The 25197-nt window shown below is 70.3% G+C and carries 20 protein-coding genes; 12 read left to right on the top strand and 8 right to left on the bottom strand.

The window, feature by feature from the left end:
• The first annotated feature begins 158 nt into the window (after positions 1-158).
• The 3 genes from ilvA (at position 159) to ACZ4N4_RS21900 (ending at position 3463) form a co-directional block, all read left to right on the top strand.
• Positions 159-1388 carry a threonine ammonia-lyase gene (gene ilvA, locus ACZ4N4_RS21890; protein WP_453568817.1) on the top strand — a complete coding sequence of 410 codons (1230 nt, stop codon included), beginning with the start codon at positions 159-161 and terminating at the stop codon, positions 1386-1388.
• A gap of 213 nt (positions 1389-1601) precedes the next feature.
• Positions 1602-2615: an ATP-binding cassette domain-containing protein gene (locus tag ACZ4N4_RS21895; RefSeq protein WP_453568815.1), complete on the top strand. Its 1014-nt coding sequence runs from the start codon at positions 1602-1604 to the stop codon at positions 2613-2615.
• 68 nt (positions 2616-2683) lie between these two features.
• Positions 2684-3463, top strand: coding sequence for an ABC transporter permease (locus ACZ4N4_RS21900; protein ID WP_453569194.1), 780 nt, complete (start codon positions 2684-2686; stop codon positions 3461-3463).
• Between the two features lie 78 nt (positions 3464-3541).
• On the opposite strand, the gene greA is transcribed toward ACZ4N4_RS21900, so the two are convergent.
• The gene (gene greA / locus ACZ4N4_RS21905) at positions 3542-4042 is read right to left on the bottom strand and encodes a transcription elongation factor GreA (protein ID WP_351741496.1); all 501 of its coding nucleotides are present in this window, start codon (positions 4040-4042) and stop codon (positions 3542-3544) included.
• A 169-nt stretch (positions 4043-4211) separates the two neighbouring features.
• Entirely contained in the window at positions 4212-4610 is a 399-nt protein-coding gene (locus ACZ4N4_RS21910) for a DUF4307 domain-containing protein (protein ID WP_467591162.1), read from the bottom strand.
• A gap of 137 nt (positions 4611-4747) precedes the next feature.
• Between ACZ4N4_RS21910 and mca the strand changes: the two genes are divergently transcribed.
• Entirely contained in the window at positions 4748-5629 is an 882-nt protein-coding gene (mca, locus tag ACZ4N4_RS21915; RefSeq protein WP_453568811.1) for a mycothiol conjugate amidase Mca, read from the top strand.
• The gene (locus ACZ4N4_RS21920; protein WP_453568809.1) at positions 5622-5861 is read left to right on the top strand and encodes a hypothetical protein; all 240 of its coding nucleotides are present in this window, start codon (positions 5622-5624) and stop codon (positions 5859-5861) included. The genes mca and ACZ4N4_RS21920 overlap by 8 nt, the downstream gene beginning before the upstream one ends.
• 6 nt (positions 5862-5867) lie before the next feature.
• On the opposite strand, the gene ACZ4N4_RS21925 is transcribed toward ACZ4N4_RS21920, so the two are convergent.
• Together ACZ4N4_RS21925 and ACZ4N4_RS21930 are read right to left on the bottom strand one after the other, a co-directional pair.
• On the bottom strand, positions 5868-9068 hold the full coding sequence (locus ACZ4N4_RS21925; RefSeq protein ID WP_467591165.1) for a tetratricopeptide repeat protein: 3201 nt from the start codon (positions 9066-9068) through the stop codon (positions 5868-5870).
• Between the two features lie 123 nt (positions 9069-9191).
• The gene (locus ACZ4N4_RS21930) at positions 9192-9590 is read right to left on the bottom strand and encodes a hypothetical protein (protein WP_453568805.1); all 399 of its coding nucleotides are present in this window, start codon (positions 9588-9590) and stop codon (positions 9192-9194) included.
• A 198-nt stretch (positions 9591-9788) separates the two neighbouring features.
• Here ACZ4N4_RS21930 and ACZ4N4_RS21935 point away from each other — a divergent pair, with 198 nt between their 5' ends.
• The 6 genes from ACZ4N4_RS21935 to ACZ4N4_RS21960 all read left to right on the top strand — a co-directional run bounded on the left by ACZ4N4_RS21935 (position 9789) and on the right by ACZ4N4_RS21960 (position 18964).
• On the top strand, positions 9789-10415 hold the full coding sequence (locus ACZ4N4_RS21935) for an ArsR/SmtB family transcription factor (RefSeq protein ID WP_467591168.1): 627 nt from the start codon (positions 9789-9791) through the stop codon (positions 10413-10415).
• Positions 10396-12447 (top strand): thioredoxin domain-containing protein, encoded by a 2052-nt coding sequence (locus tag ACZ4N4_RS21940; protein WP_467591171.1) that lies wholly within the window; start codon positions 10396-10398, stop codon positions 12445-12447. The genes ACZ4N4_RS21935 and ACZ4N4_RS21940 overlap by 20 nt, the downstream gene beginning before the upstream one ends.
• A gap of 573 nt (positions 12448-13020) precedes the next feature.
• Complete coding sequence (locus ACZ4N4_RS21945) at positions 13021-14307, top strand: glycosyltransferase family 2 protein (protein ID WP_360476309.1); 1287 nt, start codon at positions 13021-13023, stop codon at positions 14305-14307.
• A gap of 4 nt (positions 14308-14311) precedes the next feature.
• Positions 14312-16249 (top strand): right-handed parallel beta-helix repeat-containing protein, encoded by a 1938-nt coding sequence (locus ACZ4N4_RS21950; protein ID WP_467591174.1) that lies wholly within the window; start codon positions 14312-14314, stop codon positions 16247-16249.
• On the top strand, positions 16246-17505 hold the full coding sequence (locus ACZ4N4_RS21955; RefSeq protein WP_467591176.1) for a right-handed parallel beta-helix repeat-containing protein: 1260 nt from the start codon (positions 16246-16248) through the stop codon (positions 17503-17505). The genes ACZ4N4_RS21950 and ACZ4N4_RS21955 overlap by 4 nt, the downstream gene beginning before the upstream one ends.
• Before the next feature lie 115 nt (positions 17506-17620).
• Positions 17621-18964, top strand: coding sequence for a UDP-glucose dehydrogenase family protein (locus ACZ4N4_RS21960; protein WP_453568795.1), 1344 nt, complete (start codon positions 17621-17623; stop codon positions 18962-18964).
• Positions 18965-18982: 18 nt separating this feature from the next.
• Here the strand turns inward: ACZ4N4_RS21960 and ACZ4N4_RS21965 are convergent, their stop codons facing one another.
• From ACZ4N4_RS21965 to trhA, 4 genes are all read right to left on the bottom strand, one after another.
• The gene (locus ACZ4N4_RS21965) at positions 18983-19705 is read right to left on the bottom strand and encodes a Mut7-C RNAse domain-containing protein (protein ID WP_467591179.1); all 723 of its coding nucleotides are present in this window, start codon (positions 19703-19705) and stop codon (positions 18983-18985) included.
• A gap of 33 nt (positions 19706-19738) precedes the next feature.
• Positions 19739-20380 (bottom strand): TetR/AcrR family transcriptional regulator, encoded by a 642-nt coding sequence (locus ACZ4N4_RS21970; RefSeq protein WP_453568791.1) that lies wholly within the window; start codon positions 20378-20380, stop codon positions 19739-19741.
• Positions 20377-21951, bottom strand: coding sequence for an MFS transporter (locus tag ACZ4N4_RS21975; protein WP_467591182.1), 1575 nt, complete (start codon positions 21949-21951; stop codon positions 20377-20379). The genes ACZ4N4_RS21970 and ACZ4N4_RS21975 overlap by 4 nt, the downstream gene beginning before the upstream one ends.
• A gap of 111 nt (positions 21952-22062) precedes the next feature.
• On the bottom strand, positions 22063-22779 hold the full coding sequence (gene trhA, locus ACZ4N4_RS21980; RefSeq protein WP_453568787.1) for a PAQR family membrane homeostasis protein TrhA: 717 nt from the start codon (positions 22777-22779) through the stop codon (positions 22063-22065).
• A gap of 378 nt (positions 22780-23157) precedes the next feature.
• Between trhA and ACZ4N4_RS21985 the strand changes: the two genes are divergently transcribed.
• Complete coding sequence (locus ACZ4N4_RS21985; RefSeq protein ID WP_467591185.1) at positions 23158-24981, top strand: phosphoenolpyruvate carboxykinase (GTP); 1824 nt, start codon at positions 23158-23160, stop codon at positions 24979-24981.
• The last annotated feature ends 216 nt before the right edge of the window (positions 24982-25197 follow it).

Genomic DNA, 25197 nt, shown 5'->3' on the forward strand with positions numbered 1-25197 from the left:
AGGTGTTGTGGGCATGGCCGGAGGCTCACTTCATGAAGAGTGCTGGTGTGGGGGACAGAGTACGCGGACAGGGGGCGAGCCGTACCGGCGCTGCGCAAACCGGTCTCGGAGCTTGGTCACACCCGAGGCTTCGGCCTGTGAACTGCGAGACTTGGGTCATGAGCTACAGCACGGCTGACTCCTTGCGCCCCGTCACCCTCGACGACGTACGCGGCGCTCAGAAGATGCTCACGGGCGTGGCGCGGGTGACCGCGATGGAGAGCAGCAGGTACCTGTCCCAGCTGGTCGGCTCGCCGGTGCACCTCAAGTGCGAGAACCTCCAGCGGACCGGTTCGTTCAAGCTGCGCGGCGCCTATGTGCGGATCGCCGGGCTGCTGCCCGAGCAGCGAGCCGCCGGGGTCGTGGCGGCCAGCGCCGGGAACCACGCGCAGGGCGTGGCCCTGGCCTCCGCGCTGCTGGGCGTGCACGCCACGGTGTTCATGCCCAACGGCGCCCCGCTGCCCAAGATCAGCGCCACCCGCGAGTACGGCGCGGAGGTACGGCTGCACGGCCAGGTGGTCGACGAGACGCTGGCCGCCGCCCAGGAGTACGCGGCCGAGACCGGCGCGGTGTTCATCCACCCCTTTGACCACCCCGACGTCATCGCCGGTCAGGGCACGGTCGGCCTGGAGATCCTGGACCAGTGCCCGGAGGTCGGCACGATCGTCGTCGGTATCGGCGGCGGCGGGCTCGCGGCCGGCATCGCGGTCGCGGTGAAGGCGGTCAGGCCGGACGTGCGGATCGTGGGCGTCCAGGCGGCGGGCGCGGCCGCGTACCCGCCCTCGCTGGCGGCCGGGCGCCCGGTCTCGGTGCGGAACCCCGTGACGATGGCCGACGGCATCAAGGTCGGACGGCCCGGCGACGTGCCGTTCGCGCTGATCGAGGAACTGGTCGACGAGGTCCGCACGGTCGGCGAGGACCAGCTCTCCGCCGCCCTGCTGCTCTGCCTGGAGCGGGCCAAGCTGGTCGTGGAACCGGCCGGCGCCGCTCCGGTGGCCGCCCTGCTCGCCGAGCCGGGCGCCTTCGCCGGACCGGTCGTCGCGGTGCTCTCCGGCGGCAACGTCGATCCGGTGCTGATGCAGCGGGTGCTGCGGCACGGCATGTCCGCGCAGGGCCGTTACCTGGCCGTACGGCTGCGGCTGACCGACCGGCCGGGCGCCCTCGCCACGCTCCTCGGGGTGCTGTCGGCGGCCGACGCCAACGTCCTGGACGTGAGTCACGTGCGGACCGACCCGCGGCTCGGGCTCTCGGAGGCGGAGGTCGAACTGCACCTGGAGACCAAGGGTCCGGTGCACTGCACCGAGCTCGGGCAGGCGTTGCGCGAGGCCGGTTACACGGTCATCGACTGAGAGAGCGGCCGCTCCCGGCGGGAAACGGCCAGGTCAGGACCTGTTCATTCACTCGTTCGAGGAATTCTGTCGACGGACGCGATACATCGCGTTATGGTGTGTCGCGTGGCCACGGCCGCGCCCGGCTGCCGTCGCGCCGGCGAAAACCATAGGCGGCCCGCAGCGCGCTTCCCTAGCCTTTCTCGAAGAATTCTCGACGACGTGGAGACTCATATGCCAGGCGCCATCTATGCCGAAGGCCTGGTGAAGACCTTCGGTGACGTAAGGGCTTTGGACGGCGTCGACCTCGATGTCCCCGAAGGCACGGTCCTCGGACTGCTCGGGCCGAACGGCGCCGGCAAGACGACGACCGTCCGCTGTCTGACGACCCTGCTCCGCCCCGACAGCGGCAGGGCGGTCGTCGCGGGTCTGGACGTGGTCAGGCAGCCGGACGCGGTACGCCGCTCCATCGGCCTGTCCGGACAGTTCGCGGCGGTCGACGAATACCTGACCGGCCGCGAGAACCTGCAGATGGTCGGCCGTCTCTACCAGATGGGCGCGAAGCAGGCCAAGGCCCGCGCGGTCGAGCTGCTGGAGCAGTTCCACCTCACCGACGCCGCCGACCGCCCCACCAAGACCTACTCCGGAGGCATGCGCCGCCGCCTCGACCTCGCGGCCGCCCTGGTCGTCTCGCCGCCCGTGATGTTCATGGACGAACCGACGACCGGCCTCGACCCCCGCAACCGCCAGCAGCTGTGGGAGGTCATCAAACAGCTGGTCTCCGGCGGTACGACGCTGCTGCTCACCACCCAGTACCTGGAGGAGGCCGACCACCTCGCCCACGACATCGCGGTCGTCGACCACGGCCGGGTCATCGCGCAGGGCACCTCCGACCAGCTCAAGGCCCGCACCGGCGGCGAGCGCGTCGAGGTCGTGGTGCACGAGCGCGACCACATCCCGACCGCCGCCGAGGTGCTGCACGGCTTCGGCAAGGGCGAGACCACCGTCGAGGAGCACACCCGCAAGCTCACCGTCCCCGTCACCGGCGGTGCCAAGCTGCTCGCCGAGGTCATACGCGAGCTGGACTCCCGGGGCATCGAGATCGACGACATCGCGCTGCGCCGCCCCACCCTCGACGACGTCTTCCTGTCCCTGACCGGACACACGGCCGAGGAGAAGACCGAGGACAACGGTGAACAGGGCCCGAAGGACACCCGCAAGGACAGCCGCAAGGAGACCGTGAAGTGAGTGCCGCCAGCGACACCGTGCGGGTAGCCGCCCCGGGCAACGCCCTCAGCCAGTCCTTCCGCGACTCGATGGTGGTCGCCAGACGCAACCTGATCCGGATGTCCCGGATCCCCGAGATGCTGATCTTCGGGCTCATCCAGCCGATCATGTTCGTGGTGCTGTTCACCTATGTGTTCGGCGGCTCGATCCAGGTCGGCTCGTCCACCTCCACCCAGGCCTACCGCGAGTTCCTGATGGCGGGCATCTTCGCGCAGACGGTGACCTTCGCCACCGCGGGCGCGGGCGCCGGCATCGCCGACGACATGCACAAGGGACTCATCGACCGCTTCCGGTCGTTGCCCATGGCGCGCGGCGCGGTGCTGACCGGACGGACCATCGCCGACCTGGTGCAGACCGCGCTCACCCTCGTCGTGCTGGCGGTCGTCGCCCTGATCGTCGGCTGGCGCGCCCACGAGAACTTCGGCAAGGTGCTCGCCGGCTTCGGTCTGCTCCTGCTGCTCGGGTACGCGTTCTCCTGGATCGGCGCGCTGATCGGCCTGTCCGTGCGTACTCCGGAAGCCGCGACCTCGGGCGGTCTGATCTGGCTGTTCCCGCTCACGTTCATCTCGAACGCGTTCGTGGACGCGAGCCACCTGCCGACGTTCCTGCGTCACATCGCGGAATGGAACCCGTTCAGCGCCACCGTCCAGGCGGCCCGTGAGCTGTTCGGCAACCTGCCGCCGGGCTTCAACGCGTCCGACGCCTGGCCCATGCAGCACCCGATCCTGGCCTCGCTGATCTGGTCGGTCGCGATCATCCTGGTCTTCCGGACGCTCGCGGTCCGCAAGTACCGCTCGGCCACCGCGTGAACCGGACCATGATCGCGCGACGCATGGCATGACAAGGCCCCCGGCGTCCCACGGGCGCCGGGGGCGGGTCTGTTCGCGTCAGCCGGAGTAGGGCTCGGCCTTGAGGATCTTCACCGAGGCCTTCTTGCCGTTCGGCAGCTCGTACTCCGCGTCCTCGCCCACCTTGTGTCCGATGACACCGGTGCCCAGCGGGGACTGCGGCGAATAGGTCTCGACGTCGGCGCTCGCGTATTCGCGTGAGGCCAGGAGGAACGTCATGGTGTCGTCCTCGTCGCCGTCGAAGGCGATGGTCACCACCATGCCGGGCGCGACGGCGCCGTCCGCGGAGGTCGGAGCCTCGCCGACCTTGGCGTTCTCCAGAAGCTGGGTCAGCTGGCGCACACGGAGCTCCTGCTTGCCCTGCTCCTCCTTGGCCGCGTGGTACCCGCCGTTCTCGCGCAGGTCGCCCTCCTCGCGCGCGGCCGCGATCTTGGCGGCGATCTCCGTGCGCGCAGGACCAGACAGGTACTCCAGCTCGGCCTTGAGCTGGTTGTACGCCTCCTGGGTCAGCCAGGTGACGTTCTCGCTGGTCTGGGTCACAGGTGCTCCTCGTCGGTACTGGGAATACAAAGCATCGCCCTACCCAGAAGCATGTTCCTCCATGGAAGGGCGAAACCACGAGCCTAACAATTCAACGGCGTAAGGGGGAGGACATAAGCCATCAGAATTACGTCAACGCAGGTGAGGGCCTACGTATTCATGGCTGACGTCAGTCGGCGTGGCAGCCGAGCAGCTCCGCCGTGGTGCCCCGGGCCGTCGTACGGAGCGTGACCACCCGGTCGATCTCGGTGGCGGAACCGGTGAAGCGGAAGTCCGCACGGCCCACCTCGGAGCCGTCCGCGGCCTGGGAACGCAGGGTGCAGTACCCGGAGGCGCCGGCGTCCTTGTGGACCTCCAGATGCACCTTGACCGCGCTGTCCGAGGCGTCGAAGGCGACCACCTGGGCGCTGATCTCGCTCTTCACGACATAGTGATAGGCGAAGTAGCCGACCAGGGCGAGCAGCAGGGCGCCCAGGACGGCGCCGGTGATCTTGAGCCTGCGGTCGGCGACCTCGTCCGAGGAGCGGCCGTAGCGGCCCTCGGGCAGCCGCGTACTCGCGGTACTCATGATCGTCCTCCCGGCAAGAACCCCTCCCGGACCCGGCGAGACCCGGACCCCGGAATTATTCGCCCCCCGATTCGGTCACTATAGAAGCGCCGATCGCACCCGAAGACACCGGGGCGCCGACTTACTGAGGATGAGTCTTGACTGACCAGCTGCGACTGATGGCCGTGCACGCCCACCCCGACGACGAGTCGAGCAAGGGCGCGGCCACCATGGCGAAGTACGTGTCCGAGGGGGTGGACGTGCTGGTGGTGACCTGCACGGGCGGGGAGCGCGGCTCCATCCTCAACCCCAAGCTGCAGGGCGACAAGTACATCGAGGAGCACATCCACGAGGTACGCAAGAAGGAGATGGACGAGGCCCGCGAGATCCTCGGCGTCAAGCAGCAGTGGCTCGGTTTCGTCGACTCCGGCCTGCCCGAGGGCGACCCGCTGCCGCCGCTCCCCGAGGGCTGCTTCGCCCTGGAGGACGTCGACAAGGCGGCCGGCGAGCTCGTCCGCAGGATCCGCGCGTTCCGCCCGCAGGTGATCACCACCTATGACGAGAACGGCGGCTACCCGCACCCCGACCACATCATGACCCACAAGATCTCGATGGTGGCCTTCGAGGGCGCGGCCGACCCCGAGAAGTACCCCGAGAGCGAGTTCGGCCCCGTCCACCAGGCGCAGAAGCTCTACTACAACCAGGGCTTCAACCGCCCCCGCACCGAGGCGCTGCACAACGCGCTGCTGGCACGCGGCATGGAGTCGCCGTACGGCGACTGGCTGAAGCGGTGGAACGAGGTCGAGCGCACCGAGCGCACCCTGACCACGCACATCCCGTGCGCGGACTTCTTCGAGATCCGCGACAAGGCGCTGATCGCCCACGCCACGCAGATCGACCCCGACGGCGGCTGGTTCAAGGTCCCGATGGACCTCCAGAAGGAGGTCTGGCCGACCGAGGAGTACGAGCTCGCGAAGTCGTTCGTCGATACCTCCCTCCCCGAGGACGACCTCTTTGCGGGCATCCGCGACAATGCCTGACATGAGCGCAAGCGCAAGTCTGGCACTGACGCATCTCGTCCCCCTCGCCAAGGAGGTCGACGAGAACAAGGTCACCCCCGGGGTCCTCGGCTTCATCGTCTTCGCGGTGATGGCCGTGGCGGTCTGGGGCCTGATGAAGTCCATGAGCAAGCACATGCAGAAGGTCGACTTCAAGGAGTCCCCGGACGCCAAGGCGGACTCGGGGACTCCCGCGGCCGAACCCAAGGGCTGACCGGCGTCACGCCCCACCCGGCACCGGCACCCCCATCACCTCGCGGGCGTGCCGGCTGGGGACCATGCCCAGACGCCAGGCCTGCCAGCCGGACTCCAGGGTGACCCCGCGGTCCAGCAGCAGGCCGTACGCCGTGACGTACTCGGCCAGCTTCTCGTCGCGCAGCGGATGGGCGCCGCGGGAGAGCTGGGCCAGCTCCTCCTGGGCGACCGCCGTGCCCACCTCCACACCGCCCGGCGCGGCGTAGGGGAGCAGGGTGCAGCGCAGGAAGCGAGCCCAGTCCTCGCCACGGCGGTCGCCGTACGACGAGAACAGGGTGACCGCCTCGTCGCACAGGGCCAGGGCCTGCTGGGTGCGGTTGTTGCCGGCGTCCACGACGGCCAGCTCCAGACAGGTCCAGGCCTCGCCGTGGACGACACCGATGCGCTGGAAGTCGGCGCGGGCGTCGACCAGGAGCTGACGGGCGAAACCCGAGTTGCGCAGCGAGCCGGTCTGGGCCGCCCGCTGGTCGCGGGTCGCCCGGGCCGAGTGGTGGCGGGCACAGGCCAGCCCGTAGACGTCCCGTATGCGGGAGAACATGGTGCGCGAGCGCTCCAGCTCACGGACCGCCAGGTCCAGCGTGCCGGTCTCCTCCAGGGCCTGGCCCAGGTAGTAGACGGTCCAGGCCTCGCCGCGCGCGTCCTCGTTCTCCCGGTGCCGGGCGGCCGCCTGGCGCAGTGCGTCCACCGCCGGGGCGGCGTCACCGTCCACCAGCCGGGCCCGCGCCAGCTGGGTCAGCGCCCAGGCCTCGCCACGGGCGTCGCGGGTACGGCCGTAACGCTCCAGCGCCGCCCCCAGCTCCCGCTCCGCACGCGGTACGTCACCCATCCGCAGCGCCAGCTGACCGAGCTGGAAGTGCGCCCAGGCCTCGCCGTGCACCGAACCGCCCTCCCGGTGCAGCACGAGCGAGCGGGTGAGCAGGTCCAACGCCTCCGGCAGCCGGGCACGGTCGCGCTGCACCGCCGCCAGCGCGTGCATCGTCCAGGCCCGGTCGGTCGCCAGCTGGGGGGCCGCCTGGAGATCCAGCGCCTCCTGGAGCCTGGCCGCCGCCTCGGTGAGGTTGCCCTGATGGTGCAGGGTGATTCCCAGGGAGCACAGGGCGCGGGCCGCACCGGCGTCGTGATGCGCCTCCATGTAGAGGTCCACCACCGAGGTGAGGGTGGTGCGCGCCTTGTCCAGTTCACCCAGCTGACGGGCCGCGATACCGGTACGCCACTGCACCGAGCGCACCAGCAGGCCCTGGTCCACCGCCTGCGCCAACTCGCTGATCTCACCGAGCCGGTACAGGTCGCCGCGCAGCAGGCAGTAGTCGCACAGGGCGCCCAGCAGACTCTGCACGGCCGCCTGGTCGACGCCCTCCGCGTGTCGCAGCGCCGCCGTGATGAAACTCGACTCGTCGTCCAGCCAGCGCAGCGCCTCGTCGAGCGAGGTGAAGCCGTGCGGGCTGAACCGGTCCGAGCGGGTCGACATGTTGCCGTCCACCAGCCGCAGCACGGAGTCGGCCAGCTCCCCGTAGTTCACGATCAGCCGCTCCTGCGCCGCCGTGCGGTCGGCCGGCTCCTCCTCGTCGGCGAGGCGGGCCTGGGCGAAGGCACGGACCAGGTCGTGCAACCGGTAGCGGCTGCCCCGGACGTGGTCGATCAGACCGGCCTGCGCCAGCGCGACCAGATGACGGGTCGCCTCCGCCTCGTCCGTGGCCAGCAGAGCGGCCGCGGCCGCCGCGCCGAGCGAGGCCCGGCCCGCCAGCGCCAGCCTCCGCAGCAGACGACGTCCGGTCTCCGACTGGTCGGTGTAGCGCAGCCACAGCACCCGCTCCACCGGCTCGACCGGGCCGTACGCGCCGAGATCCGCCGCCAGCTGGAGCGGCGACCGCGAACCCAGCGACGAGCCCGCCACCCGCAGCGCCAACGGCAGGCCGCCGCACAACTCCCGGATCCGCTCCGCGGACTGCGCGTCGTACGGCCCCGACGTGTCCTGCGCCGCCGCGTCCAGCAGCTCCTCCGCGCCCGCCGCGTCCAGCGCCGTCACCGGAAGCTGATGCACCCAGGCCGGCAGGTCCGCGGGCAGGTCGAGCTGCTCCCGGGCAGTGACCAGGACCAGGCTGTCGGACCGCTCCGGGATCAGCGTGCGCACCTGCTCGGCATCCGAGGCGTCGTCCAGCACGATCGTCACCGGCAGACCCGTCAGGTGCTGGTGGTACAGCTCGCTGAGCCGCTTGACCTGCTGGTCCGCCGAGGAACGCTCACGGAACAGCAGCTGTTCACGCGGCGCACCCAGCCGGTTGAGCAGATGCAGCAACGCGTCCCGGGTGGGCAACGGCGGCTCGCCCCGGGTGTCGCCGCGCAGATCCACCACGACCGCACCCCGGAAGAAGTCCTTCAGATCGTGGGTGGCCCGGACCGCGAGCGTCGTACGCCCGGAGCCGGGCTCGCCATGCAGGACGACCACCGTCGGACGGGTCTCCGTGGTCGCCCGCGCCGCCTGCGCCCACTGCCGGATCCGCGCCAGCTCCTGGTGCCGGCCGGCGAACGGGACGTCCGGGTCGGGGAGCTGACCGAACGACTGCTGCAGCACCGTACGCCTGCGGGCCGCCGCGCTCTTGTCCGCACCACGCAGCCCCGGGCCCTGCTTCTTCGGCCCCGTGGACGCGCTCAGCACCCGCTGCTGATCGAGGAACGGACGGATGCCCCGCACCTCCAGCGCGGTCAGCCACTGCAGCCGAAGCTGCTCGGGACCGCCGGGCTGACCGGCCGCGCCGGCCTGGTGATGAGCGGCGGGCAGATGAGCACCCGCGACCTTGACGACCGTGGCGGCCGCGCCGATCACTCCGGCGGCCACGCCCGCGCCGAGTGCCGTACCGGCGCCGGTGCCCAGGGAGAGGTCGGCGACGGTGGCGGCGACCGCGGCGACGGCCGCTACCAGCAGGGGAGTTCCGGCACCCTCTCTGGCGTACCGCTGGCCGAAGCTCTGCCGGCCGGCCTCGCTCTCGTCGAGAGCGTGGGCGTAGGTGTCGTACTCCTCGGCGGCGCTCTGTGCCATCGCGTCCAGGCCGCCGCGGGCCCGGGACAGCAACAGCTGCCCGTCCACGCGGCCGCCGGAGCGGCGGACCTCCTCCTCCACGGCCCGGACCAGCAGCCGGTCGGCCTCCGCCCGATGGGCGTCCCGCATGTCCCGTCCCCCTCCAGCGGTAACTCCTTTGCTTATGAGTGTCCTTGGGAGAGAGCGAAGTTGCGAGAGGGCCGGATCATCGAAGCCGGATCATCGAAGCGGGATCGTCGCGGAACGGATCGGCTACCGCGGCACGGGCTCGCTCTGCCGGCCCTTCGACAGCGCCAGGAAGACGCATGCCGCGGCCAGACCCGCCTCCGCCACCGCACTGCCGAGCGCCTCCAGCAGTTCTGTGCCGACCGCCGACGTCGTTATGTCGAACCAGGCGTCCAGGATCGCGACCGATGCCGTCGCCGAAGCCGTCAGACGGGCCCGGGCGTCCCCCCGCAGCCCCAGCACCGCCGTGGCCGCGCAGCCCATCGCCATCAGGACGTCCAGCCCGATCCAGGCCAGTGACCAGTGGTGCACCTCGGCCTTGGTGGGCAGCGTCAGCGCCAGCACCACCATCCACGGCACCAGCAGCACGGCGGACGACCCGAGAAGGATCAGTGCCCACCTCTTCAACCGCCTCGTCCGCTGCATCCTCCGCGCCTCCGTCGCCGTTAACCGCTCCAACACCTCGGCCCCCTCACCTTGTTCCGGCTTCCCCGAAGCTGGGACCTCACGGGTCCTCCGCCATGCCCCCACGCTAGACCGCAGAGAAATGTCTGCAAATAAAATTCGGCAGACATCGGGGAAGGGTCAGGGTTCTCTCAGGGGTCTCAGGGCTACGGTGATCGCATGACCGACGTCACGCCCGGGACGGCCGCAGCGCCCGACCCCGCCGCACACACCGAGCTGACCGGCCTCGAACGCACCGCCCTCTACAAGTCGCTGGGCAATCCCCTGCGCCGCCGGATCCTCGACTACCTCGGCCGGCACGGCGAGGCCAACTCCACCGTGCTCGCCCGCGAACTCGGCGAGAGCTCCGGCACCACCAGCTACCACCTGCGCAAACTCGCCGAACAGAAGCTCATCGAGGAGATCCCGGAGAAGTCGGGAGGGCGGGAGCGGTGGTGGCGGAGCCTGCCGTTCAGGCACACCACCCCCGACCCGTCCACGATGACCAGCGAGGAGTACGCGGCGGCCGAGCACCTCGCCCTGCTCAGGATCGAGGTCGACACCGCGCTGTTCCGCCGCGCCCACGAGGAGTACCGGGGGCCGCAGGGCTGGGCCCAGGTGCAGCGCACCGGCACCTGGATGACCAAGGACGACCTGCACGCCTTCGTCCACGCCTACCAGGAACTCCTCGCCCGCCACAGCCACCCGGACGACGCCGTTCCCGAGGGGGCACGCCGGGTCAACCTGCGCTTCTACGCTGCTCCCGACGCCGTGGGAGAGTGGGAGGGTGAACCGACTGGCCCATGAGACGTCCCCGTACCTCCTCCAGCACGCCGACAATCCCGTCGACTGGTGGCCCTGGTCGGCCGAGGCCTTCACCCGGGCCCGCGAGACGAACAGACCCGTCCTGCTGAGCGTCGGATACAGCTCGTGCCACTGGTGCCATGTCATGGCCCACGAATCCTTCGAGGACCAGGACACCGCCGACTACCTCAACGAGCACTTCGTCGCCGTGAAGGTCGACCGTGAAGAGCGGCCCGATGTCGATGCCGTCTATATGGAGGCCGTGCAGGCCGCCACCGGGCAGGGTGGCTGGCCGATGACCGTGTTTCTCACGCCCGACGCCGAGCCCTTCTACTTCGGCACCTACTTCCCGCCCGCCCCGCGCCACGGCATGCCCTCCTTCCGGCAGGTGCTGGAAGGTGTCCGGGGCGCCTGGGCGGACCGGAGGGACGAGGTCGCCGAGGTCGCCGGGAAGATCGTCCGTGATCTCGCCGAGCGGGAGATCAGCCACCAGGGCTCCCGGCCGCCCGGCGAGGAGGAGCTCGCCCAGGCCCTGCTCGGGCTCACCCGTGAATACGACGCGCAGCGCGGCGGGTTCGGCGGCGCCCCCAAGTTCCCGCCGTCCATGGTCATCGAGTTCCTGCTGCGCCACCACGCCCGGACCGGTTCCGAAGGCGCCCTGCAGATGGCCGCGGACACCTGCGAGCGGATGGCCCGCGGCGGCCTCTACGACCAGCTCGGCGGCGGCTTCGCCCGGTACTCCGTCGACCGCGACTGGGTCGTGCCGCACTTCGAGAAGATGCTGTACGACAACGCCCTGCTCTGCCGGGCGTACGCGCACCTGTGGCGGGCCACCACCCGCGACGGAGCCGCCAGTGAACGCAGCGAGCTGGCCCGCCGGGTCGCCCTGGAGACCGCCGACTTCATGGTCCGGGAACTGCGCACCGGCGAGGGCGGGTTCGCCTCCGCCCTGGATGCCGACAGTGACGACGGGACCGGCAGGCACGTCGAGGGCGCGTACTACGTGTGGACGCCCGCGCAGCTCGTCGAGGTCCTCGGCGCCGACGCGGATCTCGCCGCCCAGTACTTCGGGGTCACCGAGGCAGGCACCTTCGAGCACGGTCAGTCCGTCCTGCAACTCCCGCAGCAGGAGGGCGAGTTCGACGCCGAAAAGATCGAGTCGATCAAGCGGCGGCTGCTCGCGCGGCGCGCGGAGCGCCCCGCGCCCGGCCGGGACGACAAGGTGGTCGCCGCCTGGAACGGCCTCGCCGTCGCCGCGCTCGCCGAGACCGGCGCCTACTTCGACCGGCCCGATCTGGTCGAGGCCGCCGTCGGTGCGGCGGATCTCCTCGTACGGCTGCATTTCGACGACCACGCACGGATCGCCCGCACCAGCCGGGACGGCCGGGTCGGCGCCAACGCGGGCGTGCTGGAGGACTACGGCGATGTCGCCGAGGGCTTCATGGCGCTCGCGTCGGTGACCGGCGAGGGCGTCTGGCTGGAGTTCGCCGGGCTGCTGCTCGACCACGTCCTGGTCCGGTTCGCCGACCCGGAGACCGGTTCCCTCTACGACACCGCCTCCGATGCCGAGCGGCTCATCCGCCGGCCGCAGGACCCGACCGACAACGCCACGCCCTCCGGCTGGACCGCGGCCGCGGGTGCGCTGCTGAGTTACGCGGCCCACACCGGGTCGGAGCCTCATCGCACCGCGGCGGAACGGGCGTTGGGTGTCGTCAGGACGCTCGGGCCGCGGGTGCCGCGTTTCATCGGGTGGGGGCTCGCCGTCGCCGAGGCGTTCCTCGACGGTCCGCGCGAGGTCGCGGTCGTGGGACCCGACCAACGGGACGGCCGTACAACCGCCCTGCACCGCATCGCACTTCTGGGCGTCGCACCCGGCGCGGTCGTGGCCATGGGGACTCCGGGGAGTGACGAGTTCCCGCTGCTCGCCGAGCGCCCGCTCGTCGGGGGCGAGGCGGCCGCGTACGTCTGCCGTAACTTCACCTGTGACGCCCCGACCACCGACCCGGAGCGGCTGAAATCGGCGCTTGGGGGCTGAAGGACCAGGTGGGCGGCCCTCATCGGGGCCCCCACCCCCTCTCCACCCGGAGCCGTGGGAAGAACAAGTGACCGGGATCGGGACGGGGTTGCCTGCGGCGGGGGGTGTGGGCCGGTAGCCGTCTGCGGGTGCGTGGGGGCCGGTCGCGAACGCGCGGCGGTAGCCGCATGTCGATGGCCGCCCGCGCCCCTTCTCGTGATGTCGATGGCCGCCCCGCACCCCTTCCGGTGTGCGTGTTCGAACGGGCCGCGCTTTCTGCTCGTTGCGCCGAAACATGCCATTTATCGGAAGAGTTCGTGCTCTTCACATCACCCCCATATGATCCTGCTCCAGCCGTGACGCGTGTGACGCGCCGTCACGGCTGGGGAGAGAATGGGGAATCGGGGGTCCTGCACACCTGTCGTACGACGGTTCGTCGCGTCCGTGGCGAGTGGTGTGTGAAGATTTTGTAAGCGAAGTTTGCGTTTTGTGTGACCCTCGTTCACCCAAGATCTCCTAGCATCGCTGAAGCAGTGCCCGGTTCTGTCCCTTTCGGACCGAGGCAGCCGTGTTATGTGGGGGGAGAACGCAACATTGTCCGAGTTCTTCGACCAGGTCTGGTCGTGGATCGTCGAGGCTGTGGGGGAGACTTCGTGGCGAGAGCTGATGCCGCTGGGGCTTGCCGGACTCTTCGTCTGGGCGCTCTGGCTGTACCGAGCGGTGCTCTCCCGGTTCGCCAAGCCGGTCGTCAACAACTTCCGTACCAGTGTCTCCGTGGTGGTCCCGGCATACCGGGAAGACCCTGACATCCTGCTGGAATGCCTGGACACCTGGCTCGCCCAGGACCCGGCCGAGATCATCATCGTTCCCGACGTGGAGGACCACGAGGTACTGCGCCGGCTGTCGCTGGTGGAGGACCCCCGGGTGCGGGTGCTCGCCTTCGAACACAGGGGGAAACGTTCCGCCTTGGGCGTCGGCATTCGTGCCGCCACGGGGGAGCTGCTCGTCCTGGTGGACTCCGACACCCGCTGGGAGCCGGGCCTGCTGGACGCCGTACAGATGCCCTTCGTGGACCCGACGGTCGGCGGGGTGGGCACCCAGCAGAACGTCTACCAGCGCACCACCAGTGTCTGGCGCCGAATAGCCGACTGGCTGGTCAACCTCCGTTACTACGACTACGTCCCGGCCATGGGCCGGGCCGGTGCCGTGGCCTGTCTGTCGGGCCGTACGGCCGCCTACCGACGGGCGGCGGTCCTGCCGGTCCTGGAGAACCTGGAGAACGAGTTCTTCCTCGGCCGCCGCTGTGTGGCCGGCGACGACGGCAGGCTGACCTGGCTGGTGCTCGCCTCCGGTTACAAGACGGTGCACCAGTCCTCCGCACGGGCCATCTCCATGTTCCCCTCGTCCTTCCGGGCCTTCGTCAAGCAGCGCGTCCGGTGGAGCCGCAACTCCTACCGGTGCTACCTGACCTCGCTGTACAAGGGCTGGCTGTGGCGGGCCCCGCTGGTCACCAAGATCACCGTGCTGCAGATCCTGCTCACCCCGGTGACCATGGGCATGGCCCTCGGCTATCTGCTGCTGAGCCGGCTCGACTTCAGCGGGCGCGGCATCGTCCTCACCCTGGTCTGGCTGATGCTGGGCCGTGCGGTCCGTGGCTACTCACATCTGCGCAGGCATCCGCAGGAGATCCTGCTGCTGCCACTGACGGCTCTCGTGGTCATCATGATCTCGCTGCCGATCAAGCTGTACGCCTTCGTCACCATGAACAAGCAGGGCTGGCTCACCCGCAGCTCCACCAGCATCGGAGGCGAGGGCCAGAGCGCCTCGACCCTCTCCGGCGGCGGTCAGAACCACTCCGCTCTCCAGCCGGAGGTGATCTGACGTCATGTCGGCACGACTCATCACTGCCAGACCGGGCCCCGGCACGGGGCTGCGCCGGGCCGGTGCCAGAACGGCGGCGCTGCTGGGCTCCTTCGCGGTGGCGGCGACGCTGCTGCTGGGCACGTCCACCGCGGCGCACGCCGACGGGGACGGCGACAAGCAGAAGCTGGCCGCGGAGGACGCGGAGACCCAGGCCGCGCTGGTCGCCGACGAGGACCACCGGCTCAACCAGGTACGGGCGTTCACCTCGGTGGCGCCCCTGCAGAGCACCAAGTGGACCGTGCCGTACCGGCTGGACACCGACAACGGATACACCCTGGTGCTCACCCAGCGCAGCAACGCATACACCATCGCCGACCTGCTGAAACTCGCCCCGCAGACGTTTGTGCGGCGCAAGGACGGTTCGTACCTGCTGACCGAGAACATCTACCTCAACGTCGGCGCCAAGCTGAAGCTGTCCAACCCGGGCGGCCTCACCCTGCGGATGGCCAGCAACCGCACCGGCTTCGTCTCCATCGTCTCCTTCGGCGGCGAACTGGCGCTCCAGGGCACCGCCCAGGCGCCGTTGACGATCACCAGCTGGGACCCGCAGGCCAACAAGGCCGACACCGACGTCCGGGACGGCCGGGCCTATGTCCGCACCATCGGCGGCCAGTTCGAGATGACGCACACCAAACTCGCCAACCTGGGCTTCTGGAGCGGCCGTACCGGCGGGCTCAGCCTCACCGGCACCGACCGGCCGAACACCGGCTCGCTGGAGGACACCGGCCAGATCCACGGCAAGACCGCGCGCGAGCGGGCCGAGGAGCAGGGGAACGCGCAGGACGACGACGGCTCCAGCAGCGGTGACGTCACCGCCATGCCGTCCGGCGAACTGACCACTCCCGACGCCCGGTTCTCCACCGGCGGACTCTCCTACGTCTCCGGGTCGATCACCCACTCGACCATCACCGGCAACGCCTTCGGGATCTTCATCTCCAGTGCCACGGGGATCGAGATCAGCGACACGACCGTGGAGAACAGCCTGGAGGACGGCGTGGTGCTGCACCGCTTCGTCTCCAGCTCGCTGGTGCAGCGCACGGTCGCCAAGGACAACGGCGGCGACGGCTTCATCCTCTCCCGCGCCACCCAGCAGGTGCGGATCAGCGGCTCCACCGCCCAGGGCAACGGCGGCAACGGCTACACCCTCAGCGGCAAGCCGCTCGCCGACGGCCCCTCCGCCTCCGGGCAGGCCGTCGACAGCTACGGCTCCAACTCGGTCGCCAACAGCGTGGCCAAGGACAACGGCCGCTACGGCGTCGAGGTACTCGGCGGGTTCGACGTCGGGGTGCAGAACAACCGCATCGAGGGCGGTGACATGGGGATCGTGGCCCGCCTGGCGGCGGACAAGGTGTCCATCACCGGCAACCGCCTGAGCGGCCAGAACCGGCAGGGCATCTCGGTCCGGGACGGCGTCAGCGACGCCACGGTCACCGGCAACATCATCGACGGCCCGGAAACCGGCGTGTACGTCCGCGACTCGGCCGCCGAGATACGCGGCAACACCGTCCAGGACGCCACCAACCACGGTGTCAGCCTGGTCGGCGGCGTGGACGGTACGACGGTCTCGTTCAACGTGATCGGCGGGGTCGGCCCCAGCGCGCTGGACTCCAGCCGCTCCCACGGCGGGGCCGACATCAAGGAGAACCAGACCTTCGCCTGGTACGACACCAGTTCCTTCTGGGTCAAGGTGAAGCACTACGCGAGCCCGATGACCCTGCTGTGGACCGGCATCCTGATGCTGATCCTGTTCTCGGCCGTCATGGGCCGGCGCAGGCGGCGCGGTCACGGGCGGGCCGGCCGGATCGTCCACCCGTACTCCGACAAGGCACCGCTGCCCGCGCCGCCCCCGGACGAGATCGAGGTGGCGGGGCGCCGCAGGACACCGGTGATGAGCGAATGAGCGACGACACACCGGGCGGGACAGGTGCCGGCACCCCGGGAGCACAGCTCACGCCGGCGGAACGGCTGCGCCGGATCTGGCTCTCCGGCGGCCTGCCGCTGTGGGTGGCCTCGGCCGCCCTGCTGATCTCGGTGGTGGCGCTGATCGTGGCGGCCTCCACCGGAGACGGCCCGCCCGTGGTGTACGGGGCGGGCCCCGACGCGGGCCCCACCATTGCGGTGGCCACACCCACCGACGGCACCGACGCCACCGACGGCCCCGGTGCCACGTCCGCCGATCCGGAACCGAGCGGTACGGCGTCCGACGAGGCGACGGCCGCGCCCACCGCGTCCGGCTCCGCGGCGGCCGCCGCGTCCGGACCGGTGAAGTGCCCGGCCGCCACCGTCACCGTCAGCGACGCCAAGTCCCTTGACGACGCCCTGGACCACGCCCAGCCCGGCGATGTCATCCAGATGCGGGACGGGGTGTACGACGACAAGTTCACCGCCGCCACCCCCGGCACCGCGGCCAAGCCGATCTTCCTGTGCGGCGGCCCCGGCGCGGTGATCGACGCCGGTGACGTCGACGGCGGCTACGCCTTCCACCTCGACGGCGCCAGCCACTGGCGGCTGATCGGCTTCACGGTCCGCAACGGCCAGAAGGGGGTCATGGCCGACAAGGTCCAGGGCACCGTCATCCAGGGCCTGACCGTCGAGAACATCGGCGACGAGGGCATCCACCTGCGCGACTTCAGCTCCGGCAACGTGGTCGAGAACAACACCGTCCGCGCCACGGGCAAGCGCAAGGAGCAGTTCGGCGAGGGCATCTACGTCGGCTCGGCCGAGTCCAACTGGTGCACGGTCACCGACTGCAAGCCCGACAAGAGCGACGACAACGTCATCCGCGGCAACCACGTCAGCGCCACCACCGCCGAGTCCGTCGACATCAAGGAGGGCACCACCGGCGGCTCCCTCACCGGCAACACCTTCGACGGCGCCGGGCTCAGCGGGGGTCACAACGACTCCTGGGTCGACGTCAAGGGAAACGACTGGCTGATCAAGGGCAACGTCGGCCGTCACTCCCGTGAGGACGGCTTCCAGACCCACCGGATCCTCGACGGCTGGGGCACCGGAAACGTGTTCCAGGCCAACACCGCGCAGGTGGACGGCCCCGGCTACGGCTTCCATCTCGCGCCCGTCGAGAACAACAAGGTCGCCTGCGACAACAAGGTCAGCGACGCGGCGAAGGGCCTCGCCAACACCGCCTGCTCCTCCTGACGCGGGGGGCCCGGTTCGCACCCGGGCCCCACACGCGGCCGCAGTCCCCTCTCCTTCACCCAAGCGCGTCCTCGGCATGCGCACCTTCAGCTCGGGAAACCCTCTCGGAGGCATCATGGACACTCTTCTCGACGGCACCGACGCTCCCCGTCTCACGGTCATCGGCACCGGCTACCTGGGCGCCACGCACGCCGTGTGCATGGCGGCGCTGGGCTATGAAGTACTGGGCGTCGACGTGGACCCCGGCAAGATCGAGCTGCTGAGAGCCGGGGAGGTGCCCTTCTTCGAGCCAGGGCTGCCCGAACTCCTGGTCAAGGCCCAGGAATCCGGCCGGCTGCACTTCACCACCAGCCTGGCGGAGGCCGCGGAGTTCGGCGACATCCACTTCGTCTGCGTGGGCACCCCGCAGCAGCCCGGCTCCTACGCGGCGGACCTGCGCCATGTGGAGGGAGCGGTCACCGAGCTGGCCCGGCACCTGCGCCGCCGGGCCCTGGTGGTCGGCAAGTCCACGGTGCCGGTGGGCACCGCGGCCCGGCTGGCGGAGCTGGTTCGCGAGACCGCGCCGGCCGGGGACGAGGTCGAACTCGCCTGGAACCCGGAGTTCCTGCGGGAGGGCTTCGCCGTGGAGGACACCCTGCACCCCGACCGGCTGGTGTTCGGCACCGAGTCCGCGTGGGCGGAGGAGCAGCTGCGCGCCGCGTTCGCGCCGGTCATCGCCCAGGGCACCCCGGTGGTGGTGGCCGACCTGCCGACCGCCGAACTGGTCAAGGTCGCCGCCAACTCCTTCCTGGCCACGAAGATCTCGTACATCAACGCCATGGCGGAGGTCTGCGAGGCCACCGGCGCCGATGTGCACCTGCTGGCCGAGGCGCTGGCCTACGACGACCGGATCGGCGGCCGGTTCCTCAAGCCGGGCCTGGGCTTCGGCGGCGGCTGCCTGCCCAAGGACATCCGGGCCTTCATCCACCGCGCCGAGGAGCTGGACGTCGCCCAGGCGGTGGCGTTCCTGCGCGAGGTGGACGGGATCAACCAGCGCCGCCGGGCCCGCACCGTGGACCTGGTCCGTGAACTGGTCGGCGGGGAACTGGCGGGGACGAAGGTGGTCGCGCTGGGGGCGGCCTTCAAGCCCAACTCGGACGACATACGGGACGCCCCGGCGCTGGACGTCGCCGCCACGCTGCACCGGGCCGGTGCCCGGGTGACCGTCTACGACCCGGTGGCGATGGACAACGCCCGCCGTGTCCACCCGGAGCTGGAGTACGGCACCGATGTCCTGCAGGCCGCCGCGGACGCCGACGTGGTGGTGCTGCTGACCGAGTGGGCGCAGTTCCGGGAGATCGACCCGGAGGTCATGGGTTCCGTGGTGAACCGGCGCCGGGTCGTGGACGGCCGGCACGCCCTGGACCCCGCGCAGTGGCGGGCGGCCGGCTGGGAGTACCGGGCGCTGGGCCGCAACTGACCCCGGGCCCCGGCCGCCTCAGGCGAACTCGGCGAGGGCGCGCTCCACGATGGCCTCCAGCTGCTGGTGGTGCGCGCCCTTCCAGTAGGCGCGGCCGCACTCCGTGCACTGGGCGAAGACGTCGTACGACTTCTGTGTGCCGCCCTTCAGCTGGTCCGCCACCTCCTCCTTGGTCGCCTTCCTCAGCAGGCCGTTGCAGGCCGTGCAGCGGGTCCAGGGACGCAGCTCGGGGGTGAAGCGGTCGAGGATGTCGTGGAGTTGGTCGTCGGGGCTGGTGCTGTAGACGTAGGCGCCGGCCCACAGTTCGCGGCGGCGCAGCAGGCCCCGGTCGCGGCTGAGCAGGACGCGCTTCTCGGCCGCCGAGCGGGCCGAGAGGGCCGGGTCGCCGATGTCCGTCGACTCGTACGCGGTGTCCACGCCCAGCAGGCGCAGCCGGCGGGCCAGGGTGCCGAGGTGGACGTCGAGGAGGAAGCGGAGCGGAGCGCCCGGGATCTCCTGCGGGCGCCGGACCGCGCGCACGGCCACCGACTCGCCGTCCGCCGGGATGTGCGCGGCCGGCACCTCCCGGCCGTCCACCACCAGCGCGCCGACCTCGGTGAGCGGGACGCCCAGGGACTCGATCACATGGCCGAGCGTGGAGACGCCGTCGACGGTGAGCAGGTGTGCGCCGGTGCGGCGGGCGTGCGGGACGAACAGGGCCAGCCCGGGGGCGACTTCGACACGGATCTCGGCAGTGTTCACCTGGTCAGGATGGCACGGGAGGCGCCCGGTACCTCAGGGTTTTTCCGGCGGCAGTCCGTGTTCGATGACCTTCAGGGCGCGGTCCACTAGGGCCGTGAAGTCGGGCTCGTGGTCCTGCTCCGCCCAGTACATCGAGGTCTCCATCAGCCCGCCGACGATGGACATCGCGTAGACCCGCACCTCCAGGCTGTGCGGGTCGCGCCCGGTGCGCTCGCCGATGGCCTGGCACAGCAGCCGGCCGGTCTCCGACATGCTCTCCATCATCCGGGAGCGCACCGCCGGCACCTCGACCATCAGCCGGGTGCGCAGCCGGGAGACCGAGTGGGCGTCCTTCATGCCGAGGGCCACCGCCCGGTGCATCACATGGCGGAGGGACTCCGGCCACGGCTCGTCGGCGGGCCGGGCCCGGAGCTCCTCCAGGATCAGTGGGTCGTACTCGTCCGTGAGGACGATGTCCTCCTTGGTCGGGAAGTACCGGAAGACGGTGGACGGCGACACCTCGGCCCGCTCGGCGATCTGCTCGATCGTCGTGGCCTCGTACCCCTGCTCCTCGACCAGCGCGTACATCGCCTCGCGGATCGCCTCGCGGGTCTTGATCTTCTTCCGTTCGCGCAGGCCGAGCCGGGGGTTGTCGGCCGGGGAGAAGGAGGTGTGCGGTGCCGTCATGCTGGTCATTGTCCGGCATCGGCGGTGGCGGGGGCCACGGCCGCGTCCTCGTTGCCTTCCGCTTCGGTGGGGTGGGCGGTCGGTGTGTTGGGCAGCAGCGCGGCGGCCAGCAGCGCGGTGACCAGCGCGGCGGCACCGCAGACCAGCAGGACCAAGCCCATGCCGTGCACGTACGCGGCGTTCGCGGAGGCGACCAGCGGGGCCGAGCCGGTCTTCTCCGCGACCAGGTGGGCGGCGACCACCGACTCGCCGGCGGTGTGGCCGAGCGGGGCGGGCAGGCCGGTCACGTCCAGGCGGTCACGGAAGGTGCTCGCGAGCAGGCTGCCGAGCAGGGCGATGCCGATGGCGCCGCCGACCTGGCGGGTGGTCATCAGCAGCCCGGAGCCGCTGCCGGCCCGGTCGGTGGGCAGGGCGGCGAGGGCGCCGTCCATGGCGGGGACCACCGAGAAGCCGAAGCCGAGGCCCGCGATCGACAGCCACAGCGCGGTGTAGCCGTAGCCGGAGTCCACGGTCGTACGGCTGCCGAGGATCGCGGCGAAGGCGAGGGCGACCAGGCCGGTGGCGATCACGGCGCGTGATCCGAAGCGGGCGACCATCGCCTCGGCGCCCCGGGCGGCCACCAGCAGGCCGCCCATCATGGGCAGCAGCCTCAGGCCGGTGCCGAAGGCGTCGTTGCCGAGGACCGCCTGGAGGTAGGGCGGCAGCACGAACAGCAGGCCGGACAGCACGAACATCACGAGCGTCGCGGCGAGGGTGTTGAGCAGGAAGCCGCGGTGGGCGAGGAGGGTCATGTCGAGCATGGGGCGCTCGACCCGGCGTTCGCGCAGCACCAGGCCCGCGACGAGGACGACGGAGCCCGCCAGCAGGGCCAGGACCAGCGGGTCGCCCCAGCCGCGGTCGGGCGCCTCGATGATGGCGTAGATCAGGGCGCCGAGGCCGGTCACGGTGAGCGCGGTGGAGAGGACGTCGACCCTGGGGGAGGCGGGGTCGCTGGTCTCAGGGAGCAGGAAGACGCAGGCGGCGATCCCGATGGCGGCCATCGGGACGTTGATCAGGAAGACCGAGCCCCACCAGAAGTGGTTGAGCAGGAAACCGCCGATGATCGGGCCCAGCGGCAGGCCGAGCGCCGAGGCGGCCGAGACGATGCCGACGGCCCGGGTGCGCTCCTTCGGCCCGAACAGCGAGGGCAGCACGGACATGGCGAGCGGCATCACCAGTGCCGCGCCGACGCCCATCACCGTGCGGGCGGCGATCACCCAGTTCACGTCGTCGGCGAGGGAGCCGACCAGGGACCCGGCCAGGAAGATCACCAGGCCGGTGACGAGCATCCGGCGGCGGCCGAAGCGGTCGCCGAGGAGCCCGGCCGGGAGCATCAGCGAGGCGAAGACGACGACGTACGCGTCCGCCATCCACTGCTGCCGGCTGGTGGTGGCGCCGAGCTCGCCGGCCATGGTCGGGAGCGCCACATTGAGGATCGTCGTGTCGAAGCCGAGCACCAGCATGCTCGCGACCAGGGCGCCCAGGGCCCACCAGCGGCGGGGGTTCTGATGTGTCTCTTCCAGCTGAGTGACAGTAGCCATGAAATGAGAGTAGCTCTCAAAATCTAGTACATGTCGATGGGGAGCTGCTGTCAGGGCATGAAAAAAGTGGCCACGGCTCGGGAGCCGTGGCCACTCGGAGAGGGCGGGGGACTACGCGTGCTGGTAGGCCACCAGCGAGATCCCCACGTAGTGGACGACGAACGCGGCCAGCGTGAGGGAGTGGAAGACCTCGTGGAAGCCGAAGTAGCGCGGTGACGGGTTCGGGCGCTTGATGCCGTAGATCACGCCGCCCGCGCTGTAGAGGAGGCCGCCGACGATCACCAGGACCAGTACGGCGATACCGCCGGTGCGCATGAAGTCGGGCAGGTAGAAGACCGCCGCCCAGCCCATCGCTATGTAGCAGGGCGTGTACAGCCAGCGAGGGGCGCCGACCCAGAAGACCCGGAAGACGATGCCGGCGGCCGCCGCGGCCCAGACGCCCCACAGCAGCCACTGCCCCTGCGCGGCGGGCAGGAGCAGCAGGGTCAGCGGGGTGTAGGTGCCCGCGATGATCAGGAAGATGTTGGCGTGGTCGAGCCTGCGCAGGATGCCGTCCATGCGCGGGCTCCAGTTGCCCCGGTGGTACAGCGCGCTCACGCCGAACAGCAGACATGCCGTCAGGGCGTAGATCCCGCAGGCGACACGGCCGCGCGGTGAGTCGGCGAGTGCGGTCAGGAAGAGGCCCGAGACGAGTACGGCCGGAAACATGCCCAGATGCAGCCAGCCGCGCAACTTGGGCTTGACCTGGTGCGACAGGGACGAGAGCGCACTGGACCCGTGGCCGGCGGCCGGCGAGTCCGTGGGCGCGTCGGGGACGGGTGCAGTCATGCACCGCATCGTACCTACGGAACCGTAAGTCACGGATCAGTCTCGGCCGATGACGGCCCGGGAGTGGCCATCGTCTCACGGGTGACCCGTCGGCGGCACGGCGGTCTTGCGATACCGGGCAAAAAGACCTTGAGGCGAACTCAATGTGGACGCAAAGAAACGCAGGTCGGCACCGCGACCGTGGCCTTCCTCACGTCGCTCATCTGTGACTCCCTCTGGACAGATGGGTGATCGAGTCGGAGGATCAAATGAGTGCGGTCGGCACCGGATGAGCGCCAGACGGTCGATGACCGTGAAGCATCCGGGTCGCAGCCCCCACGGGGCGCAAGGTCCTCAGCGGACCAAAAAGATCAAAAAATCCCTCATTTAGGAGCAATCGTGGCGCGCGACATCGCGGCTCCCACCGTCATCCCCACCAAGCACCAGGAACTGATCTCGTGGGTCAACGAGATCGCCGAACTGACGCAGCCGGACAGCGTGGTCTGGTGTGACGGATCCGAGGCCGAGTACGAGCGACTGTGCGAAGAGCTCGTGGCGAAGGGCACCTTCAAGAAGCTCGACCCGATCAAGCGCCCCCACTCCTACTACGCGGCCTCCGACCCGACCGATGTCGCCCGGGTCGAGGACCGCACCTTCATCTGCTCCGAGGAGGAGAAGGACGCCGGCCCGACCAACAACTGGAAGGCTCCCGCCGAGATGCGCGAGATCTTCTCCGGCGAGCAGGGCCTGTTCCGCGGCGCGATGAAGGGCCGGACGATGTACGTCGTCCCGTTCTGCATGGGCCCCCTCGGCTCCCCGCTCTCCGCGCTCGGCGTGGAGATCACGGACTCCGCGTACGTCGCCGCCTCCATGCGCACCATGACGCGCATGGGCCAGGCCGTCCTCGACGAACTCGGTGACGAGGGCTTCTTCGTGAAGGCCGTGCACACCCTCGGCGCCCCGCTGGAGCCCGGCCAGGCGGACGTCCCCTGGCCCTGCAACCAGACCAAGTACATCTCGCACTTCCCCGAGTCCCGCGAGATCTGGTCCTACGGCTCCGGCTACGGCGGCAACGCCCTGCTCGGCAAGAAGTGCTACGCCCTGCGCATCGCCTCCGTGATGGCGCGGGACGAGGGCTGGCTCGCCGAGCACATGCTGATCCTCAAGCTCACTCCTCCGCAGGGCGAGTCCAAGTACGTTGCCGCCGCCTTCCCGAGCGCCTGCGGCAAGACCAACCTCGCCATGCTGGAGCCCACCGTCTCCGGCTGGACCGTCGAGACCATCGGCGACGACATCGCCTGGATGCGGTTCGGTGAGGACGGCCGCCTCTACGCGATCAACCCCGAGGCCGGCTTCTTCGGCGTCGCGCCCGGCACCGGTGAGCACACCAACGCCAACGCCATGAAGACGCTGTGGGGCAACGCGGTCTTCACCAACGTGGCGCTCACCGACGACAACGACATCTGGTGGGAGGGCATGACGGAGGAGCTTCCGGCCCACCTGACGGACTGGAAGGGCAACGACTGGACGCCGGACTCCGAGACCCCGGCCGCCCACCCCAACGCCCGCTTCACCGTGCCCGCCGCGCAGTGCCCGATCATCGCGCCGGAGTGGGAGGACCCGCGGGGTGTGCCGATCTCGGCGATCCTCTTCGGCGGCCGGCGCGCCACCGCGGTCCCGCTGGTGACCGAGTCCTTCGACTGGAACCACGGCGTGTTCCTGGGCGCCAACGTGGCCTCCGAGAAGACCGCCGCGGCCGAGGGCAAGGTCGGTGAGCTGCGCCGCGACCCGTTCGCGATGCTCCCGTTCTGCGGTTACAACATGGGCGACTACATGGCGCACTGGGTCGACGTCGCCAAGGGCAAGGACCAGGCGAAGCTCCCGAAGATCTACTACGTCAACTGGTTCCGCAAGAACGACGCGGGCAAGTTCGTCTGGCCCGGCTTCGGCGAGAACTCCCGGGTCCTGAAGTGGATCGTGGAGCGGCTGGACGGCAAGGCGGCGGGCGTGGAGACGCCGATCGGCGTGCTGCCGACGCGTGAGGCCCTCGACACCAGGGGACTCGACCTGGCCGACGGCGACCTCGACTTCCTGCTGACCGTCGACAAGGAGGCCTGGCGCGAGGAGGCCGCGCTGGTCCCCGACCACCTCAACACCTTCGGCGACCACACGCCGAAGGAACTGTGGGACGAGTACCGGGCGCTGGTGGAGCGCCTGGGCTGAGCCCCGAGTGAAGACTCCGCGGCCGGTACGGGTGTGCCCTGACCAGCGATCGTCACGACCGGCCGCGGTGTGAACGGGCGAGGCCGCGCACAACGGAGTGCGTGGCCCTGGGCCTGCCGTCCCCGTCACTTCCCGTCCGCCCCGACGGGGGCGGGGGCGGCGGGCCTTCGCCTGTACGGGGTGCGTTGTCGGGTGCCGCGCCGTCGTGGCTGGTCG

The organism is Streptomyces sp. NPDC026538 (genome assembly GCF_055567535.1).

Coding starts and splice junctions, on each gene's coding strand:
- ACZ4N4_RS21975 (WP_467591182.1), bottom strand. CDS start 21,951: ATGGCTACTGTCACTCAGCTGGAAGAGACACATCAGAACCCCCGCCGC.
- ACZ4N4_RS21925 (WP_467591165.1), bottom strand. CDS start 9,068: ATGCGGGACGCCCATCGGGCGGAGGCCGACCGGCTGCTGGTCCGGGCC.
- ACZ4N4_RS21900 (WP_453569194.1), top strand. CDS start 2,684: ATGGTGGTCGCCAGACGCAACCTGATCCGGATGTCCCGGATCCCCGAG.
- ACZ4N4_RS21970 (WP_453568791.1), bottom strand. CDS start 20,380: ATGACCAGCATGACGGCACCGCACACCTCCTTCTCCCCGGCCGACAAC.
- ilvA (WP_453568817.1), top strand. CDS start 159: ATGAGCTACAGCACGGCTGACTCCTTGCGCCCCGTCACCCTCGACGAC.
- ACZ4N4_RS21960 (WP_453568795.1), top strand. CDS start 17,621: ATGGACACTCTTCTCGACGGCACCGACGCTCCCCGTCTCACGGTCATC.
- trhA (WP_453568787.1), bottom strand. CDS start 22,779: ATGACTGCACCCGTCCCCGACGCGCCCACGGACTCGCCGGCCGCCGGC.
- ACZ4N4_RS21935 (WP_467591168.1), top strand. CDS start 9,789: ATGACCGACGTCACGCCCGGGACGGCCGCAGCGCCCGACCCCGCCGCA.
- ACZ4N4_RS21910 (WP_467591162.1), bottom strand. CDS start 4,610: ATGAGTACCGCGAGTACGCGGCTGCCCGAGGGCCGCTACGGCCGCTCC.
- ACZ4N4_RS21950 (WP_467591174.1), top strand. CDS start 14,312: ATGTCGGCACGACTCATCACTGCCAGACCGGGCCCCGGCACGGGGCTG.
- ACZ4N4_RS21920 (WP_453568809.1), top strand. CDS start 5,622: ATGCCTGACATGAGCGCAAGCGCAAGTCTGGCACTGACGCATCTCGTC.
- ACZ4N4_RS21930 (WP_453568805.1), bottom strand. CDS start 9,590: ATGCAGCGGACGAGGCGGTTGAAGAGGTGGGCACTGATCCTTCTCGGG.
- ACZ4N4_RS21895 (WP_453568815.1), top strand. CDS start 1,602: ATGCCAGGCGCCATCTATGCCGAAGGCCTGGTGAAGACCTTCGGTGAC.
- ACZ4N4_RS21955 (WP_467591176.1), top strand. CDS start 16,246: ATGAGCGACGACACACCGGGCGGGACAGGTGCCGGCACCCCGGGAGCA.